Source organism: Roseibium sp. Sym1 (genome assembly GCF_027359675.1).
Taxonomy (GTDB): Bacteria; Pseudomonadota; Alphaproteobacteria; order Rhizobiales; family Stappiaceae; genus Roseibium.
Genome location: NZ_CP114786.1, coordinates 3637609 through 3656303 on the forward strand (window position 1 = coordinate 3637609; position 18695 = coordinate 3656303).

The window sequence follows — 18695 nt, forward strand, 5'->3', positions numbered from 1 at the left end:
CGCTTTGACGACTTCACTTCAACGGACCGACCGAAGGGGGCTTCCCATGTCCGAAACCTCGATGACCGACACCCAGGAAAGTTTCTATGCGGATCCCGCGCAACCAGTTGCCCGTCACGGCGGCCCGGCGCGCCTGCTTCACTGGGCGGTGGCTGCGCTCGTTCTTGTAACCTGGCCGCTCGGGCTGATGATCGGCTTTGCAAAAAAAGACGTGGTCATGGATTTCTATCTGCTGCACGAGGGGTTCGGGTTCCTGGTGCTGTGGCTGATGCTGATCCGGGTGGGCAACAAGCTCCTGGCGCGGTCACCCGAAGCGGAAGGGCCGTTGCATGAACGGCTGGCCGCAACAGGCGTTCACGGACTGCTCTATGCCTTCCTGATCCTGATGCCGGTCTCCGGGTTCCTGGCGACCAACGCGCATGGCTTTCCGCTGAAGTGGTTCGGTCTCGTCGAGATCTGGAGTCCACTCGGCAAGAGCCCCGACATTGCCTGGACGTTGTCGTCAATTCACGCGTGGAGCGCCTGGATCCTGCTCGGCCTTCTGGGTCTCCATCTCGGCGCGGTGCTGTTTCACCATGTCATCCGCAGGGACAAGACGCTGTTCCGGATGCTGTAAGCCTGTCCTGCCAGGCTCCGGAACATCGCGCGGCCGGCATCTTCGGATGCCGGCCGTTTTTCTTTGCCGGCGTGCCGCCGAAGCAAGCCCATGCCCTGTTGATGTCATGCCGGAACTGCGAAACGGAGAGAGGTCTCCTGGCCCCGTTATCACGGTGATGCCACCTTGCCATTTTGACCAGGCCGCGTTGCTTTCACCACGACAGGCGATCACCGCGCGACAACGGGAACCGATTGGGTGACTACCCGCGGGGTGCCGTTGGTGTCTTCGAGCGACAGGGTGAGCTTGAGTTCGCCGGTCTGGTCTCCGGTTTCAAAACCGGTCGAAAACGCCTGTTCCTCGGGCCGGTTTGGCGCGGCCTGAGCAGGGTCTGGTGACAGGGGCAGGGGGACGACCGTGCCGTCCGGCCGGATGAGACGCAGGTCGAAACGGGCCGGATCGAGCGGGACGACATCGCCAAGCCGGATGTGAACGATCGCGCGGGCCCGGGTGCCGGCCCGGTAAAGCGGCTGATCCGTCACCAGATCAACACCGACCAGTTCGACGGCGTGGCCCAGCGCTGTCAGAATGCCGGAGCGCTCTCGCTCCGGCACTTCCATGACGGCCTGTTCTGCGCCCTTCTTCAAGGCTGTCAGAATGAAGTCCTGGACAGAGGCCTCGTTGAGGATTGTGCCGTGCGAGGCGAAGCTTGTGCGGAAAGTGATCCGGTCCGGCAGCAGGGCGCTGTCTGTCATGACCGTCCCGTCGCCATTCCAACTTGTTTCATAGTCCAGCCGAGCCGGGCCCTCGCCGGAGGTCAACCGGTAGCTGCTGGTAGTGTGCTGGTCTACGCCGACAACCAGGGCTTCACCGATGCCGGCCGGCAAAGGTGTTTCCGCAAGGTCGACAAGGGCCGTGCGGCGGCGCTTCACTTCCACCAGATCGGGCAGGCTGGCGGGGTCGACGCCGTCCCAGTTCAGCTTGGTCCAGGCGTCTTCCCGGGCGACGTCGAAAGCCTGTGTCGCCAGGAAATCGCCCTCGCAACAGCCTTCATAGGAAGGCATGAGGTCGAAGATGGAGGGGAAGCTGAGCATGATCCGGCGGAAGTCCTCCACACCGCCGACGACGACACTTGCATCACCCCAGCCTCGTTCCAGCATCTCAAAGATGCGCACGGACCCGCGGAGCGGCGAGCCGGCTGTGATCAGGCTGTTGACCCTGCGGGCACCGTCTTCTTGAAGGATGAATGCCCTGGCGACAAGACCGCCCATGCTGTGGGCGACAATATCGACCTTGGCATCCTTCGGTACGGAGCGCTCGAGAAACATCTTGAACCGGGCCGCATTGTCAAAGACGCTTTGACGCCAGTCGTAATCGAAGGTCAGCAGCGTGCTTCCTTCCCGGTATCCCGCCGCCTTGAGCCGTTCCAAAATCGGGCGATAGATCTCCTGGGTATAGAGGCCGAGATAGGACATTTCCCGGATAAGGCCGCAGGACCCTGTCGGCTCTGCCCGGTCATCCAGCCTGAGGTCCGAAAACCGCAGAATCGAGTCGAGCGTTCCCCAGATCACAGTCCGGTTGCCATCCTCTTCGATCCGGCACAGTTTCGAACCCATGATGCCGGGGATCACAACGACCGGTCGTTCCGGCGGTGGCGGTAAAGTGGCATCGGCGACAGGTGGGCGGGCAAACAGAAGCGAGACCGCAACGACGGATAAGGCTCCCAGGAGTGCCTGTCTCTTCATGTTCGAATTCCTTGTTTGAGTCGGTCAGGTGTTCTTCTTCGCCTCAGTGGCGGCTTCGCCGGATTTCCAGAGACCGACCTGCATGTCCTGCCGGCGGCCCCTGATGACAACCGTTGCCATTCGCGGCACGTCGCAGCCCAATCCGCCGACTGGGTCTGCCGCCTGAAGCAGGTCCGACGACACGACGATGGAGGCCGCATGGTCCTTGGCGACCTCCAGCAACCGGCTGGCGACATTGACACAGTCACCCGTCGCGGCGATCTGCTGTTGGCTGTCATGGCCGAGGCGCGACAGCACGACCTTGCCGATATGCGCGCCGACCCGGACTGTGGTTATGTCGGCCTTGCGGCCGGTGGATTCCAGCCAGGCGGTGATTTCCTTTTCCAGTTCGAAAGCACAGTGGATCGCCTGGACCGGGTCCGTGCCGTCTTCTTCAGGAATGCCAAAACCGAGCATGGCGCCATCGCCCATGAAATCGAGCACGACACCGTCCCTGCCGCTGACCACGTCAACCACGATGGTGTGGAATTCCTTCAGGAAGTCCCGCGTCTTCGCGGCGCCGAGGCGTTCGCTGAGGCTGGTGTATCCTGAGAGGTCGACAAACAGGATGGCTGCGGTCTGTTCCCTGGGCGTTGCCAGAAAGGACGGGTTCTCGGCGATCCGGCGGGCCAGCCTTGGGGACTGGAACCGGCTCAAGGCCTCCTGTGCCTGCAAATGTCGGCGCGACTGGATCCGGTCGGCGACCTGCCGGGTGATGATGAGCCCGACGACGGGAGGCAGGCTGGCGGCGAAGGGAAGGGCGGCGTTCAGCCAGGTGCCGCCTGAAAAGAAGAAGATGCAGACGCCGAGCCATGTGGTGAGAAGGAGCAGATAGAACACCGAGGCTGGTGCCAGGGGCAGCAGGATGACCGCGAGCATGGCGCAAAGGGTGATGAAGACGGCGGCGGCAGCGTCGAACCGCCTGGTCCAGGCGTCGCGAACCAGCGGTGCACCGTCCAGGAGATTGGCAATACCGGTTGCCTGGACTTCCGCGCCGGGCATGACCGGGTCGAAGGGTGTGGAGAACCGGTCGCCGACAGCGGTGGCGGTCACGCCGAGCACCACCATGCGGCCGCTCAGAAGGTTCTCCGGATCGCCGGTGTGTCCAGGCACCGCCTGCAGGAGGTCTCCGGCGCTGACGGTCGGAATGGTGCCGGCCGGGCCATAATAGTTGAGCGCAAGATGCCAACCCAGGTCCGTGGGCAAGGTCCGGCTTCCGAAGCGAAGCCCCCCTTCGGTCACATGCGCCGCGCCGCCTTCAAACAGACCGGCGGCCTGAAGGGCAAACGAAGGTTGAAGACCTGTTTCCGTCAGAAACAGCATTGGTACATGACGCGGTGTCCCGCCGATATCCGCGGCGATGTTCGCCAAGCCGACCGAAGTGACCTTCGCGATTTGCGGTGTGGGCGAAAGCTGCGTGCGTACAAGCGGGACAGCGTTTTGCGAAGCGGTTTCCTCGTTGATCTGCCCGGCGCCGGCGATCACCGTGGGCAAGGCACCCAGCGCTTCAGCCAACGATCCATCCGCCGCGGGGTCGGACGAGCCGAACAGCAGAATATCGACTGCGAGGGCCCTCGCGCCGGCAGCGCCGATCCGGGTGATCAGCTCCGCCAGCCTGTCCCTGGGCAGGGGATAGGGACCGATGGCATCGATGGTCCTGTCATCGATGGCCACGATGACAAGGTCTTCCGGCGCGGGCCTTTCCCCCACCAGTGCAATCCGGAGATCCAGCAGAACGGTCTCGAACCGGTCGACCACGCTGGCGCTGCCGGCCAGGTGGGTGCGCACGAGCGATCCCGTCCAGAGAATGCCAACTCCCAGCGCCAGCGCGACAATTGCGGCAGGCAAATTGAGTTTCATCGTCCAAAGCGGTTCAAGAGGTTGTTGACCCGTTGCGCCGGCCAGCGCCTGGTTTCGAGCGGTTCGCCGGGTGAGACCTCGACCCCGAGACCGGGTGTCAGAAGCACGGCATCGGACCCGTCTGTGTGCGAGACGCTGACTTCACCCTCGCGCACGAAAACCGCGGTCATGGTGTCGGTCACGTCCACGACATAGACGGTTCCCCGCACGGCGGCGATGGCATGCGGCGTCCGGACCTGGAAGGGACCGCTTCCGGGTGTGACTTCGATATAGAGGCCGTCGGTGGAAACCTCGACATCCGTCGGCCGGTCGTCGGGCTCGCGTTCGACAATGCCCAGCGCCGTCGCGGCCTCCGCTTCCAGCGTTATGCCGCCGGCGCATTGATAGACACTGCGAGGCGGGTCCTGCAGATCCGTTTTACTGCATCCGCTCAACGTCTGTGCCGCCAGCGGTTGTGTCGCCAGGGCCGTGAGCAGGGAGAGGATCGTGAAAATTTCAAGTTTTTTCATCGTCAATTTCCCAAATTAGGCTTTTCAATCGCCCCCGGATTCCTGATACATCAGAAATTCCAGCTTAATGAGTGTGACCGTTGTCACTAGCGTTGTATTGTCAAAATGTTGCGGAGCGAAAAGAAAATGAACGCTGACGGAGACCTTAAAAAAGAAAAGCTGCTCAGCAAAAGCTTCATTTTCGACGCGCTCGACGACCAGACCCGTCAGGACCTGGCGAATTTCTCCTATATCAAGCGGTTTACCGCGGGCGACACCATCTTCACGATGGGAGAGCCCGGGCAAAGCATGATGGCGATTGCAGAGGGCACTGTGCGCGTGACCATGTTCACACCCAGCGACCGGGAAGTCACCTTGAACGACCTCCAGGCCGGCGATGTCTTCGGTGAAATCGCCATGCTTGACGGCAAGGAGCGGTCGGCGAGCGTCAAGGCCCTGACCAACTGCACGCTTGTCGTGCTCGAACGGCGCGCCCTGCTCGATGTCCTGCAGCGCAATCCGGGCCTGTCGATCAAGCTGATCGAATTGCTGTGCCAAAGGGTGCGCCGTTCCGATGAGCGCATGATCGATATTGCCTTCCTGGATCTGCCGGTGCGGCTCGCCAAGCTGTTGCTCCGGCTGACGGTGGCGGCGCCCGCCTCCGAGGAGAGGCCGGCATCGAAATTGTCCCAGTCCCAGTCCGAACTTGCCGACATGATCGGCAATTCCCGGGAAAACGTGAACCGGTGCCTGCGCAAATGGCAAAAGGCGGAGCTGATCAATCTCCAGAGCGGCTGGCTGATCATAAAGGACCGGGATCGTCTGGAAGCGCTCGCCTATGGTGAGTGAAATCGTCGTGGAGGGCTGCCGGCGGGGGTGAGCAATTCACCGGAAGCCGGGCTTTTGGATCCAGCAGACTGAATACCGTGCCGACACTCTCCCAAGATGCGCAGAGGAGCCTCCTCCGGGGAGGGCAATATGCGTGGACAGGTCACCGCCCGAAGGCTTCAAGCGTTCTTGTGTTGGCCGGGGTGGAGAGCCAGACATTGTGACACCTTGTTTGCCGCGTGCCGCGCGTCACAGGTGCAGGGCCGCGTTCCTTCCTAGGTATAGGTCATCGGCGGACGAAATTACCGCCGATACCGAAAACCCAAGAAGGAATTCAACTCATGTTTCGCAAGACCATTTTGAAAACTGCCGCCCTGGCCGTCATTACCGCGACCGTTGCCGCAACCGGTGTGAGCACCGCTTCCGCAGGCGGTTACGGCTACGGCCACGGCTCCTACAACAAAGGCCATGTTGTCAAGAAGGTCATCGTCAACCGCCCGTTCGCCCACATCCAGGACCGCATCTGGCATCAGCATGTCGATTGGTGCCAGGGCCGCTTCCGGACCTACAACACCTACGACAATACCTACCAGCCCTATAGCGGTCCGCGCGCCCAGTGCTGGTCCCCCTATATCGCCCGCTAAGCCGGCCGATCTCCTTCGACAGCGCGGGTCTGTTTTAAAGGCCCGCGTCTCTCCTTCCTCTCGGATACAGGCGCAACACGCCTCCACCACCCGGTTTCCGGCATTGCCATTCCGCAAGCTCACCCGGACGGGAGCAACCGTGTGCCCTGCCGGGCCATGCGGGCGTGTGCCCCGATCCGGACCGGATTGAAAGGACTATCAAGATGATCGCCAAAAAGATGGCAACGACGCTGGCCCTGGTCATGGTCGCAGCGACGGCAGGCCTCGCATCTTCCGCTCCGTCGCTGGCCGGCGGATACGGCTATGGCAGCGGGAATTCGTGGGGTGGTTACCAGAGCCACAGACCGGTGCGCCAGAAAGTGTACCGGCGGGCCTATAACGGCAACAACCCGCACCTTGCCTGGTGTTACGACCGCTACAGGTCCTATCGCCGAAGCGACAACACCTTCCAGCCCTATCACGGGCCACGCAAGGATTGCCTGTCGCCCTATGTGGCAGAACGGCTGGAGCTTTTCGCAGACTACCGGCAGGACGCACCGGAGCAGCTGTTCCAGGAACAGCTCGATGGCCGCGGTCAATCCGAACGCGACCGGTTCGGCAATCTGCGGGAGAGTGTCCGCAACAGCGCGAGCCCGGAGGGCGGAACGGACGGGCAGGCCGATGGTTTCGGCAATCTTCCGGAACAGGCTGCGGCCGCAGCCGGAACAGATGCATCGACCCAACCGGACCAGCCGGCGATCGTTCAGCAGGCTCCCGCAGCCGCGCAGGCCCCCGCCGAACTCGAGGCCCCCGTCGCCGCGGCGGTCGAAGCTCCGCCTGCAGAGCCTGAAACAGCTCCAGTCGCGGTACAGGCTGTCGAAGCCCCGATTTTGGAGACCGTTGCGCCTGCCGCCGAAGGCATTGGGCCGGAGGACGGCCAGACAGAGACGGAATAAGCCAATCCAGCCGATCCGTTCCAGGACCGGTTGCCGATGCCCCGCTCCTTCTTCAGGAGGCGGGGCTTGCCGTGTCCACGAGAACCGTGAGCCTAACCCCGTTGACCGACGGCCCGGCCCGCGCCGTCAGGTGGCGGCAGATCGGCGTGGGCTTGGGCAAACGCGGTGAGCCTTGCCTCGACTTCAGCTTCCGGCGGGCAGCTGGCGCGGGTGGTCAGGTCGACATGAAGCAGCATGGTCTCCATGGTGGCAGCGACGGCGCCGTCACCTTTCTTCAGGAAGTGGAACAGCTTCATCTTCTTGCCTTCGCCCTGGAGCACCTGGGTGGAGATGGTCAGGCGCTCGCCGGCCTTCAGCTCGTCCAGGTAGCGCAGGTGGTTCTCCACGGTGAAGTAGCTCTTGCCTGAGGCGATGTAATCGGCATCCGCGCCGATCAGTTCCATGAAGCGGTCGGTGGCGGCGGCGCCGGCTTCCAGGTAATGGGCCTCGTTCATGTGGTTGTTGTAGTCCGTCCAGCTTTGCGGGATCTGGCGGTCCATCGTGACCGGCAGCTCCGCCGGTTCCGGGTTCGGCAAGGCCTTTTCGTGGCGAACGAGAACACCGCCGGCACCGCTACCGCTTTTCTTAAGGGCGCGCATCATGCCGACCAGGTTGTCGTCACGCAGCCGCTCCAGGTCGCGGATCGAAAGATGTCCGGACTGGGCGTCCGACTGGCCCGCGATCAGGTCGACCAGCTCCTCGGTGAATTCCGGCACGTCCATCAGCTTGGTCCAGGGCCAGGAGAGGCAGGGGCCGAACTGGGCCATGAAATGCTTCATGCCGGCTTCGCCGCCGGCAATCCGGTAGGTCTCGAAGAGGCCCATCTGCGCCCAGCGGAGGCCGAAGCCCATGCGGATGGCCTCGTCGATTTCTTCTGTCGTGGCGATGCCGTCCTTGACCAGCCAGAGGGCCTCGCGCCAGACCGCTTCCAGGAACCGGTCGGCGATATGGGCGTCGATTTCCTTGCGCACTGTCAGCGGGAACATGCCGATTGACCGCAGGATGTCCGCGGCGCGCGCCGTTTCACCGGCATCGCCGACCAGCTCGACCAACGGCAGCAGGTAGACCGGGTTGAACGGGTGGGCGACGAGGGCGCGCGCGCCGTCGGCATTCAGTTCCGACGGCTTGAAGCCGGAGGTCGAGGAGCCTATGACGGTGGTCTCGGAGGCGAGCCCGGTCAGGCTGCCGAGCACCTTGTGTTTCAGCTCCAGCCGTTCCGGAACGCTTTCCTGGATCCAGTCAGCGCCATTTGCCGCCTCGGCCAGGTCGGCGTGGAATGTCAGCGTGCCTTCGACGGGCAGACACTTGTCATAAAGGGATGGCAGGCTGCGGCGGGCATTGGCGATGACCTCGCCGATCTTGCGCTCCGCTTCAGGGTCCGGATCGAAGACGGCAACGTCCCAGCCGTTCAGAAGAAAGCGCGCGGCCCAGCCGCCGCCGATCACGCCGCCGCCGACGATACATGCCTTTTGGGTCATGGTGCGAGTGTCTCCGTGTGGCCGTCTATGGCCAGTATCTGTCCAGAAATCCGGGCGCCGGCTTCGGACGCCAGGAAGTGGATGCTGTTTGCGACATCCCGGGCGGTGACCCAGGTCCTGAGCGAGACGCCCTTGACGTAGCTCTCGCGAATGGCCTCTTCGGTCTGGCCGCGCGCCCTGGCTTCCATGGCAACGACACGGTCCATGCGCTCGCCTTCAACCGCGCCGGGACAGACCGCGTTGACACGGATGCCGTGGGGACCAAGTTCCATGGCGAGGGTCTTGGTCAGGCCGATAATGGCCCATTTGGCAGAGGCGTAGGGGGAGCGGAACGGATAGCCGTGAAGGCCCGCGGTCGAGGAGGTCAGCACGATCAGGCCGTGGCCCTGGGCCTTCATCACGCCTGCGGCCCAGCGGCAGGTGAGGAAGGCACCGTGGACATTGGTCGCCAGGCACCGCTGCCATTCGCCATAATCCAGCGTCTCGATCGCCCCGGCGGGCCCGCCGGTGCCGGCGTTGGCGCAGACCACGTCCACGCCGGCCCAGCGCCGCTCAAGATCATCCAGAAAGGCAGACATGTCCGCATCGGAGGTGACATCGGCCACGGCCGAGACGGCCTGCGGGTGGGCATCGGAAAATGCAGTCACGGCAGCAGGGTCGGCATCGCAGATGGCGACTTCGTCGCCCTCGCCGAGAAACCGCTCGGCAATGGCGCGGCCGATGCCCGAGGCACCTGCCGTGACGAGGACCTTCCGGCTCATGATCAGGCCGTTCCCGGAGCGCGCTTGGTCAGGCCAAGCCGCTCGCGCACGGCTTCCGGCCCGGCGATCTTCGCCCCCATGCCCTCGATCACGCCGACCGCCTTTTCGACCAGCTGGGCGTTGGTGGCGAGAACGCCCTTTTCGAGGAAGATGTTGTCTTCCAGCCCGACACGGACGTTGCCGCCTGCCAGGATGGCTGCCGCCGCATAGGGCATCTGGTCGCGGCCGAGGCTGAAGGCCGACCAGGCCCAGTCATCCGGAATGTTGTTGACCATGGCCATGAAGGTGTTGAGGTCGTTCGGGGCGCCCCAGGGCACGCCCATGCACAGCTGCACCAGTGCCGGAGAGGCGAGGGTGCCTTCCTTGACCAGCTGCTTGGCGAACCAGAGATGCCCGGTGTCGAAGGCCTCGATTTCCGGCTTGACGCCGAGTTCCGTCATCATGGAGCCCATGGCACGCAGCATCCCGGGGGTGTTGGTCATGACATAGTCGGCCTCGGCGAAATTCATGGTGCCGCAGTCGAGCGTGCAGATTTCCGGCAGGCATTCGCGCACATGGGCCATGCGCTCGGTGGCGCCGACCATGTCGGTGCCGCCTTGATTGACCGGGAGCGGGGCTTCGGTGGACCCGAAGGTGATGTCGCCGCCCATGCCTGCGGTGAGGTTCAGAACCACGTCGACATCCGCATCGCGGATGCGGTCGGTGACTTCGCGGTAATAGTCCAGGCGGCGGGACGGAGCGCCGGTTTCCGGGTCGCGCACATGGCAGTGGACGATGGCGGCGCCCGCCTTTGCGGCGTCGATGGCGCTGTCGGCGATTTCCTTCGGGCTGCGCGGCACGTGGGGGGACTTGGCCTGGGTGCCGCCGGAGCCGGTGACGGCACAGGTGATGAAGACGTCGCGGTTCATTTGAAGGGGCATTTTTAAACTCCTAAATCAGCGGCAATTCACTCGAAAGCGATTGAACTGCCAAAAGCTGATTGTGTTTTAAGTGGCAGATCATCTTGTCTGCGTTCAAGCGCACGCAGGATGATCTAGCGGCCTTTCCAGACCGGATCGCGTTTTTCGGCGAAGGCGCGCGCGCCTTCCTTCTGGTCCTCCGAGCGGTAGAGCGTTTCCACCGTCTGAAACTGGCTCCCGGTGATGCGGTTGAGAGCGTCCTGGAATTTCATGTCCTCGGCCTCGCGCACGATTTCCTTGATCGCCGCATAGACAAGCGGTGGGCCGGAGGCGAGTAGTTCTGCCAGTTTCCAGGCCTCCGTCATCAGGTCTGCGACCGGATAGACATGATTGACGAAGCCCCAGCGGGCGGCTTCCTCCACCTCGAGCCAGCGTCCGGTGAACAGCATTTCCAGGGCGATGTGATAGGGGATGCGTTTCGGCAGCTTGAGCGTGGCGGCGTCCGCAACGGTGCCTGAGCGGATTTCCGGCAAGGCGAACGTGGCATGGTCTGCTGCCAGGATGATGTCCGCGGAGAGCGCCAGTTCCAGCCCGCCACCGCAGCAGATGCCGTTGACGGCAGCGATGACCGGCTTGTTGAGACCGCGCAGCTCCTGCAGGCCGCCGAAACCGCCCTTGCCGTAATCGCCGTCGACGGCGTCGCCATCCGCGGCCGCCTTCAGATCCCAGCCGGGGCAGAAGAATTTCTCGCCCGCGCCCGTGATGATGGCGACCCGAAGCTCCGGGTCATCGCGGAAGCCGGTGAAGACGTCGCCCATGATCCGGCTGGTGGCGAGGTCAATGGCATTGGCCTTGGGCCTGTCCAGCGTAACGGCCAGAATGTGACCGCGTCTTTCGGTCTTGATGGGATTTTCCATCAGTTTCCTCCCAGTCTCACCAGCGCGTCGGCGGCGATTGCAAAGTCCCTGCCGCAGAGCAGGGGATTGATTTCAACTTCCTCGACCGGCGCGCCGAGAGCAAGGTCCTGGACCGCCAGCACGGCAGCGACGATCGCACTCTCGTCGCAAGCCGGCTGTCCGCGATAGCCCTTGAGCACACGGCCGATCCTCAGGCTTTCGAGCGCCCGCAGGATGTCAGGCTCGTCGACGGGAACGATCAGCGAGGCGCTGTCCTCCAGAAGCTCGGTCAACGTGCCGCCGGCCGCGAGCGTCAGCACATAGCCGTGGGCGGGGTCGCGGACGATGCCAACCAGCAGTTCGACAAGCGTTCCGGAGATCATCTGCTCGATGAGGAAACCGTTTGCCGGCATGGTGTCGGCGGCCCGATGAACCTCGCAGGCGGACGCGAGGTTGAGCACGACGGCGCCGGCTTCGGTCTTGTGTGCAATGCCCATGCCCTTGAGAACCACCGGGAAGCCGATCTTCTCTGCGGCACGGGCGGCGGCTTCGGGAGTGCCTGCGGACCGGCTTGCCGGGATCCGCAAACCGTAGCGTTGCAGCAGGGCCTTCGCCTCCATCTCTTCAAGCCGGCGTGGATTGCTGACCGTACCGGGCAAGTGAACCGGGGCCGGCGACAACGGCTTTCCAAGAAGGGCGGCGGCTTCGATGGATGTGAGGGCCTCGTCAAAACCGCAGAGCGGGACGATGCCCCGGCTCATGAGGTCGGTGGCGATCGCCTCGGGCATCAATTCGGGCAGGGAGCTCAGGATGGCCATCTGCTTGCCGGTGGCCTTCTGGGCGGCCTCGACCGCATCGAACACCATCAGCCAGGCATCCGCGGCACAGCGGTCCTGGCGGGGGATGTCCAGGATCACGAGGCCGAGGGAAATGTCGCCTTGCATCATGGCCGTGTAGCACCGGCTCATGGCGGCTTCGTCGCCCCATATGTAGGTATGGTAGTCGAGCGGATTGGCGAGGGCGACCCTGGGGCCAAGCGCCTCGGCCAGAGCCGTCCGCTGGGGTGCCGTCAGCGGCGGAAAGGTCACATCGCGGCCAACGGCGGTGTCGGCGATCAGGCTGGCTTCGCCGCCCGAACAGGACATCGACGCGATGTTGGCGCTGGCGAGCGGCCCGGCGACATGCATCAGCTTCAAGGTTTCAAGGAGCGCCGGCAGGCTGCCGACCCGGGCAATGCCGAGGCGTCTGAACAGGGCGTCGGAGCCGGCCGTGCTGCCGGCCAGCGAGGCGGTGTGCGATACGGTTGCAGCCTGCGAGGCTTCCGAGCGACCGATCTTCAGGGCAACGACCGGCTTGCCGAGTGCGTGCGCCCGGCGGGCAAAGGCCTGGAACGCCGCAAGGTCATCAAGGCCCTCGATGTAGAGGCCGATGGCGGTTACCCGGTCGTCGTCGAGAAGCGCGTTGCCGATGACCGACAGGCCCGTCTGCGCCTGGTTGCCTGCGGTCATCAGATAGGCGATCGGCAGACCACGGGTCTGCATGGTCAGATTGAGGGCGATGTTCGAGGACTGGGCGATGATCGCGACGCCGCGCGAAACCGGGGTCAGACCATGCTGGTCCGGCCAGAGGGCCGCGCCGTCCAGGGCATTGAGAAAGCCGTAGCAGTTGGGGCCAAGGATGGGCATGTCCCCGGCAGCGTCGACCAGGGCCGCCTGCAGATCCGCGCCGTCGGAAAGTTCACGGGTGGCTTCGCTGAAGCCCGAGGCGAAGCAGATCGCCCCGCCCGCACCAAGGCGGGCAAGGATGCCAACGACGTCGATGGTGGCGTTGCGGTTGACGCCGACGAAAACCGCGTCAGGGGCGGACGGCAGGTCTTCCACGGAGCGCAAAGCCTTGACCCCGCCGATCTCGTCCCGGCTCGGGTGGACCGGCCAGAGCGCACCGTCAAAGCCCGCCTTGCGGCATTCACCGATGACGTTCCGGCACCAGGTGCCGCCACCGATGACGGCGATGGATTTCGGCCGCAGCAATCGTTCCAGGGAGCGCATGGATCAGGCCCCGAGCGGGCGGAAGATGTCGCGGCTGATGATGTGGCGCTGGATTTCGCTGGTGCCGTCCCAGATGCGTTCCACGCGGGCGTCGCGCCAGAATCGTTCGATCGGGAAGTCGTCCATCAGGCCCATGCCGCCGAAGATCTGCAGGGTCGTGTCCGTGACCCTGGCCAGCATTTCCGAGGCGTAGACCTTGGCACTGGCGATCTCCCGGTTGGCGGGCAGGCCCTGGTCGAGCCGCCAGGCACTGGCAAGCGTCAGCCAGTCTGCGGCATCAATCTCGGTGATCATGTCGGCGACCTGGAAGCTGACACCCTGAAACCTTGCAATCGCCTGGCCGAACTGCTTGCGTTCCGCCGCGTAGTTCACCGCGTAGTCGAAGCAGCGGCGGGCACGGCCGACACTCATGGCGGCAATCGTGATCCGCGTGGCATAGAGCCATTCGTTCATGACCTCAAAGCCGCCATCGACCTCTCCCAGAACCTGGGCGTCCGGCAGCCGGCAATTGTCGAAATAAAGAATGCAGTTCTTGTAGCCGCGATGGCTGACGGACTTGTAGCCGTCCCGGACCTCGAAGCCCGGTGTACCGCGGTCGACCAGGAAACAGGTGATACGCTTCTTCGGTCCCTTGGGTGTGTCATCCACTCCGGTTGCGACAAAGACGATGAAAAAATCCGCGTGTTCCGCGCCGGAAATGAAGTGCTTGGACCCGTTGAGGACCCAATCGCCGCCCTCGCGGACGGCCTGGCATTTCATGCCGCGCACGTCGGAGCCGGCATCGGGCTCGGTCATGGCAAGCGCATCCATCTTCTCGCCGCGCACGGCCGGCAGCAGGTACCGGTCACGCTGGTCGCCTTCACAGGCCATCAGGATGTTTTGCGGCCGCCCGAAAAAGTGGTTGAGGGCCATTGAACCGCGGCCGAGCTCGCGTTCAACCAGCGTGAAGTCGAGATGGCTCAGACCTGCGCCGCCCACCTCTTCGGGGAAATTGCAGGCATAGAACCCGAGATCGATGCATTTCCGCTTGATCTCCTCGCCGAGTTCCGCCGGCACCTGGCCGTTTTTTTCGACCATGTCCTCGTGCGGATAGATCTCGTTTTCCACGAAGGAGCGGACCGTGGAGACGATCATCTCCTGCTCCTCGGTCAGACCAAACTGCATCGGGACCTCCTCTTGCCTCTTTGCTTGGAGAGTGAGACAAGTTGCGGGGTGCCACCATGCTGTTTTGGTCAGAATTCATGCAGCTTTCGCAAAAATCTACAGGTAACAGGACGATCAGTGTGCTCCTGTTCGAGAGCTTCTCGAACCATTGCCTGGCCAATGCGATCGAACCTTTCCGCGCGGCCAATTCTATCGCGCGCAGGCCGCTCTATTCCTGGCAACATATCAGCCTGGACGGCGGCACGGTGACCTCCTCCAGCGGCCTTCCCGTGGCAACATCCTCCTGGGACGAAGCGGACCCTCGGGGGGATTTCCTGTTCGTCATGCCGAGCTACGGGTTCCGGGACCATGCCGGTCCGCGAATGGTCCGGTTGTTGAGGGCCGCGCGGCAGCGGTTCAAAACCCTGGTCGGCATGGACATGGGGGCCTGGCTGCTGGCCGCCGCCGGTTTGCTGGACGGGCGCAAGGCGACGCTGCACTGGGACGAGTTCAGCGGGTTTGCCGAACGCTTTCCGGACGTCGACGCGGTTGAAGCCCGCTTCGTTCTGGACGGCGACATCTGCACTTGCGGAGGGGCCTCGACCACGTTCGAGCTGGCGCTCGACCTGATCAAGCGGCATCACAGCCCGATGTTCGCGCTTGAGGTCGCCGCGCTGTTCATGCATGGCGACAAGCTCGACCTGCATGATCCCTACCAGCGGCTGTCGGCGGATGCGCTGGTGCGCAGCGCCACGGCGCTGATGCGGCGCACGATCGAGGACCCCATGCCGATCCGGGCGCTTGCCCGTCAGCTGAAAGTGGATCAGCGTTCGCTTGAAGAGAAGTTTCGCAGTGAGATGAACATGACGCCACTTGCCGTCTACAAGGCGATCCGCCTGCGCGAGGCGCGGCGTCTGGTCGAGCTGACCACGCTCGGCATCGCGGAAATCGCCGAACGCTGCGGCTATCACAATGCCAGCGCCATGACGCGGGCCTACCGCCAGGAATTCGGCCAGCCGCCGCGCGCCCACAGGACGTGATCCCGGATGCCGGCCCGGCCTGTTTCAGCCCGCCGGGCCGACACTCAGGCGGCAACCCGGACGGAAACGCCGGTGAGACGACCATCCAGCCGTTCGCCCCCGTAGTCCGACCAGCCGGTTTCCTGCGCGTCGTCCTCTTCCGGGAACGCGGCCGAGAGGACATCGTCGGTAACGTCGTTGCACCAACCTTCCGCGGGATTGAATTCCAGCACGGCGCGCACGTCTTCCAGCTGGCCGGCCTGAACATCCCTGATGATCCGGCCGAGGTTCATGTCCGCAAGATCCGTTTCTGGCGTGTAAAGGCATTTTCCAAGATCGCAAATGACGGAATAGAATGTCCTGTCGAGGTTCAAACTCATAAACAGTCTCCCAAATAGCCGGAAGAATATATACGCAAAATACGTATGATGCAAGTTTTGCGTATGGTCTGGATCCTGAATGCGTATCCGGAAAACCAAGCGCCGGAACGTTCGGCAAAAGGCAAAAAATACTATTGAAAGCCAGCCCGGGCTATCGGCGGGGGATGATCGACCTGCGGAAGGGAGGCCGTTGCAGGCGCGCCGACCGGGATGGTTCTAGTCAATCTGGCGGATGACGCTCAGGATCTTGGCAATGATGCGGACTTCGGTGGCTTCCTCGTCATGTTCGTTGAAGATGACGGGTTCCTGAAACCGCGGGTCGTCGGATTCAGGCTGCAGCTCGATCATGCCGTTCCGGCGGACGATGCGCTTGGCGGTGCGCTCGATCGTGTGACCGCCGTCGCGCGAGCGTTCCACCACGGCGAGGTCGCCGGACTTGATTTCTATTCCGGCCTCAAGGTAGTCGAGACACAGGATGAAATCGCCGTCGCGAGCGATGCGGTTGAGGCTTTCCCCATTGATTTCCAACAGGTATTGGCTTCTGCTCGGAAAACGCAGATCACCCGCGATTGTGGTGCTGCTGATAGCGTCTGTTTCGAACAGGCCTGCTTCCATCCATAGGCCTGCCGCCACCTGGCCCTTGAGATCGAGTGCGGTGGCCGCCCGGATCGGCGCGCTTGCGGCTTCCAGATCGGTCAGGGCCGTGGGGGCAAGGGCAAGAACCTCCTCACGGGTGATCGGCCGGTCACCCCTGCCGACCAGAACGGGCAGCAGCTTGGCCACGAAGTCCGACGGCAGAGCCGGTTTGACGTAGTCGGAGCTGAAATATCTCTGAATCGAGGACGCGTTCTGATAACCCATTGCCCGGGCGATCGCACGGATCGACAGGCCACTGCGGTCCTTCAGCTCCACCAGCTGACCCGATACGACGGGTTGTGCATTCGTATCCATGGCGCGATTGATCCAGTGAGACATTCTCGTACGTATTAGCATCAATTTTATATGGAGTCCACGTTGACTGATGTACGCAAAAAGCGTACGAATGAGTCTGTCGAAAGTAACAGTGTGGGAGCGACAATGGAAACCGAACGGATCCCCGCAAACAGGGTGCGGACAAAGACCGACAGGGCTGTGCTGCAGCAGTGCAAGGTGCAGGAGGGTTTTTGGTGAGAGACTACAAGGACGAAATCGATGCGGCCCGTGCGAAGGTTGCCCAGTGCCGGATTCGTGCGGAACGGCCCGGCTCCCGGTTGGAGGACGACTTCGCGCTTGAAAAGGCCCGCAACCGGTTGCTCACCCTGGAACTGCGGCAGCTGAAGCAGGGACAGGACCAGAGACCGTCGCCGCGCAGCGGATTATCCGTTTCTCCGCGGGGCAGGCCCGGACGGAGTACCGGATATGAAAAAATTGGAACAAAAAGTGAACATAAACCCAGGTCGGCCCGCGAGCGCGCCGAAGAGGCTTTCGCCACGCTGCGCAAACCGCAGGCCGGCAAACAGGGGGTGGTGTAATGGCGTCAGGCGCATTGGTCGACCGGATCGCGGCGGAGTACGGTGTGCATTTCATCGCCCACACGCGGCGCACCGAAGGGCGTCACCAGTCCAAGGCGCGGCGCACCTGCCAGACTCTGCTGAAAAAGCATGGCCCGGATCACCTGCGCCTGGTGTTCGGCCTGATCAACACGGCGGAAAATCGCGGCAACTGGTCGGCGCCCTGTTTCACCGCGGTCTCCTGGCTGGTGCTGAACAAACCGGATTGGGTCGACCGGCAGGGGTTCCTGGACCATTTCGACAGGATTGACCTCCAGGCCCTGTTGACGGTCGCCAAGAGCCTCAATCCAGCCGCGCCGACGGTGACCATGTCGGTGCTCCTGTCTTATGAACTCGATCGGCAAATGGGTGGTGGCTTTCAGGGGCAGGCGGCATGAAACCGGTTGTCAGACAAATCCGGTTGATTACACTGCACTTGTCAATCTTCGGCTGTATTGCGTGTCGGACGATCGGCGCTCCGCTATTTCGGGGTGCCGTGCGGTGGATTGGCAAGGGGCGAATATTTCAGGGTATTGGGGTTCGGCAGGATGAACGGTTATCTCACCAAGGCACAGTTGCACGCCCTGGAACGCGGCGCAGAGGCCTGCAGGGCCGGCAAGTCGCGGGAAGACAATCCCTATCCTCCGCAGGCCGACTATTACGGCCTGTGGGAAGAGGGGTATCTCAAGCAGCAGGGCGGCCGGTCCAATTAGGCCGGCGAACTGCCTCTCTTTTCATCGAAAGCTATCCACCCCATGCGGCAGCACGGTTTCCCGCCGGGCGCCGCAGCGTGTTGTCCAAGGAGTGCACATGACGGCAAATCCCCCTCAGATCGTGATGGACCGGCTCATTGAAGCCGTCGATGTGATTGCGGCGACCGGCAAACGGGACGGCCCGAAAGCTGTTCTAGCCGCCTGGCCCGATTATCGCCGCAAGACCGCCAGACGCCAGCGAACGTATTCGCCCCGGGAGATCAGCCGGGCAGAGGAGGCGATCACCTGGTTTTCTCTTGTTGAGGACCCGGAGGCGCGACGCGCGCTCCAGTTCGAGGTCATGTGCAAGGCGGGAGCCGGAAAATTCAGCCGTATCTGTGACAAGTACGGCTGGAAACGGTCGACGGTGACCAGCCGGAACAGGGCCGTTCTCAAGACGCTGGCTGAACGGGTCCAGGCTTCTCCGGACCTTGTAGACCCGCAGGCGCCCTGACGCCTTCTGCGGGTGTGGGTCGGCCTCGAAAACGGCGTGCGCGGTTCCCTGACGCGACTGCGCGCTCCGCTCTGATCCCTGGCCGCACGGCGCTGCGGGAAGCCGGCTGTCTTACAGAAAAGCCTTTTGCGGTTGAAGCTTATCTGCTTTACAACTTTTTTTT

19 protein-coding genes and 1 pseudogene are annotated in these 18695 nt (G+C 63.1%); 9 read left to right on the forward strand and 11 right to left on the reverse strand.

Annotated features, from left to right (window positions below; translation table 11 throughout):
* Positions 1-46: 46 nt before the first annotated feature.
* Positions 47-616, forward strand: coding sequence for a cytochrome b (locus tag O6760_RS16480; protein WP_269580804.1), 570 nt, complete (start codon positions 47-49; stop codon positions 614-616).
* 209 nt (positions 617-825) lie between these two features.
* Here the strand turns inward: O6760_RS16480 and O6760_RS16485 are convergent, their stop codons facing one another.
* The 3 genes from O6760_RS16485 to O6760_RS16495 are packed head-to-tail and all read right to left on the reverse strand — an operon-like array spanning position 826 to position 4748.
* Entirely contained in the window at positions 826-2340 is a 1515-nt protein-coding gene (locus tag O6760_RS16485) for an esterase/lipase family protein (RefSeq protein WP_269580805.1), read from the reverse strand.
* 24 nt (positions 2341-2364) lie between these two features.
* Complete coding sequence (locus O6760_RS16490) at positions 2365-4239, reverse strand: CHASE2 domain-containing protein (protein ID WP_269580806.1); 1875 nt, start codon at positions 4237-4239, stop codon at positions 2365-2367.
* Complete coding sequence (locus O6760_RS16495; protein ID WP_269580807.1) at positions 4236-4748, reverse strand: FecR family protein; 513 nt, start codon at positions 4746-4748, stop codon at positions 4236-4238. The genes O6760_RS16490 and O6760_RS16495 overlap by 4 nt, the downstream gene beginning before the upstream one ends.
* 126 nt (positions 4749-4874) lie before the next feature.
* Between O6760_RS16495 and O6760_RS16500 the strand changes: the two genes are divergently transcribed.
* From O6760_RS16500 to O6760_RS33375, 3 genes and pseudogenes are all read left to right on the forward strand, one after another.
* A complete protein-coding gene (locus tag O6760_RS16500; RefSeq protein WP_269580808.1) occupies positions 4875-5576 on the forward strand; it encodes a Crp/Fnr family transcriptional regulator in 702 nt (233 codons plus the stop codon).
* 512 nt (positions 5577-6088) lie between these two features.
* Positions 6089-6199, forward strand: a pseudogene (locus O6760_RS16505) (BA14K family protein); the annotation flags it as partial.
* A 203-nt stretch (positions 6200-6402) separates the two neighbouring features.
* Positions 6403-7134, forward strand: coding sequence for a BA14K family protein (locus O6760_RS33375; RefSeq protein WP_332306196.1), 732 nt, complete (start codon positions 6403-6405; stop codon positions 7132-7134).
* 92 nt (positions 7135-7226) lie between these two features.
* Here the strand turns inward: O6760_RS33375 and O6760_RS16515 are convergent, their stop codons facing one another.
* The 6 genes from O6760_RS16515 to O6760_RS16540 all read right to left on the reverse strand — a co-directional run bounded on the left by O6760_RS16515 (position 7227) and on the right by O6760_RS16540 (position 14419).
* Complete coding sequence (locus O6760_RS16515) at positions 7227-8651, reverse strand: carnitine 3-dehydrogenase (protein WP_269580809.1); 1425 nt, start codon at positions 8649-8651, stop codon at positions 7227-7229.
* Positions 8648-9412 carry an SDR family oxidoreductase gene (locus O6760_RS16520; protein WP_269580810.1) on the reverse strand — a complete coding sequence of 255 codons (765 nt, stop codon included), beginning with the start codon at positions 9410-9412 and terminating at the stop codon, positions 8648-8650. The genes O6760_RS16515 and O6760_RS16520 overlap by 4 nt, the downstream gene beginning before the upstream one ends.
* 2 nt (positions 9413-9414) lie before the next feature.
* Positions 9415-10332 (reverse strand): 3-keto-5-aminohexanoate cleavage protein, encoded by a 918-nt coding sequence (locus O6760_RS16525; RefSeq protein ID WP_269580811.1) that lies wholly within the window; start codon positions 10330-10332, stop codon positions 9415-9417.
* A 113-nt stretch (positions 10333-10445) separates the two neighbouring features.
* A complete protein-coding gene (locus tag O6760_RS16530; protein WP_269580812.1) occupies positions 10446-11228 on the reverse strand; it encodes a carnitinyl-CoA dehydratase in 783 nt (260 codons plus the stop codon).
* The gene (locus O6760_RS16535) at positions 11228-13255 is read right to left on the reverse strand and encodes an acetate--CoA ligase family protein (RefSeq protein WP_269580813.1); all 2028 of its coding nucleotides are present in this window, start codon (positions 13253-13255) and stop codon (positions 11228-11230) included. The genes O6760_RS16530 and O6760_RS16535 overlap by 1 nt, the downstream gene beginning before the upstream one ends.
* Positions 13256-13258: 3 nt before the next feature.
* Positions 13259-14419 carry an acyl-CoA dehydrogenase family protein gene (locus O6760_RS16540; RefSeq protein WP_269580814.1) on the reverse strand — a complete coding sequence of 387 codons (1161 nt, stop codon included), beginning with the start codon at positions 14417-14419 and terminating at the stop codon, positions 13259-13261.
* 56 nt (positions 14420-14475) lie between these two features.
* Between O6760_RS16540 and O6760_RS16545 the strand changes: the two genes are divergently transcribed.
* Positions 14476-15438: a GlxA family transcriptional regulator gene (locus O6760_RS16545; protein ID WP_269580815.1), complete on the forward strand. Its 963-nt coding sequence runs from the start codon at positions 14476-14478 to the stop codon at positions 15436-15438.
* A 44-nt stretch (positions 15439-15482) separates the two neighbouring features.
* Here the strand turns inward: O6760_RS16545 and O6760_RS16550 are convergent, their stop codons facing one another.
* Positions 15483-15797, reverse strand: a complete 315-nt coding sequence (locus O6760_RS16550; RefSeq protein ID WP_269580816.1) for a hypothetical protein — start codon at positions 15795-15797, stop codon at positions 15483-15485.
* A 216-nt stretch (positions 15798-16013) separates the two neighbouring features.
* Positions 16014-16748, reverse strand: coding sequence for a LexA family protein (locus tag O6760_RS16555; RefSeq protein WP_269580817.1), 735 nt, complete (start codon positions 16746-16748; stop codon positions 16014-16016).
* Positions 16749-16963: 215 nt separating this feature from the next.
* Between O6760_RS16555 and O6760_RS16560 the strand changes: the two genes are divergently transcribed.
* From O6760_RS16560 to O6760_RS16575, 4 genes are all read left to right on the forward strand, one after another.
* Positions 16964-17308, forward strand: coding sequence for a hypothetical protein (locus tag O6760_RS16560; protein ID WP_269580818.1), 345 nt, complete (start codon positions 16964-16966; stop codon positions 17306-17308).
* A complete protein-coding gene (locus O6760_RS16565; RefSeq protein WP_269580819.1) occupies positions 17308-17724 on the forward strand; it encodes a hypothetical protein in 417 nt (138 codons plus the stop codon). Before O6760_RS16560 ends, O6760_RS16565 begins: the two co-directional genes overlap by 1 nt.
* 150 nt (positions 17725-17874) lie before the next feature.
* On the forward strand, positions 17875-18039 hold the full coding sequence (locus tag O6760_RS16570; RefSeq protein ID WP_269580820.1) for a ribosome modulation factor: 165 nt from the start codon (positions 17875-17877) through the stop codon (positions 18037-18039).
* A gap of 97 nt (positions 18040-18136) precedes the next feature.
* Positions 18137-18532, forward strand: a complete 396-nt coding sequence (locus tag O6760_RS16575; protein ID WP_269580821.1) for a DUF6362 family protein — start codon at positions 18137-18139, stop codon at positions 18530-18532.
* Positions 18533-18695 lie beyond the last annotated feature (163 nt).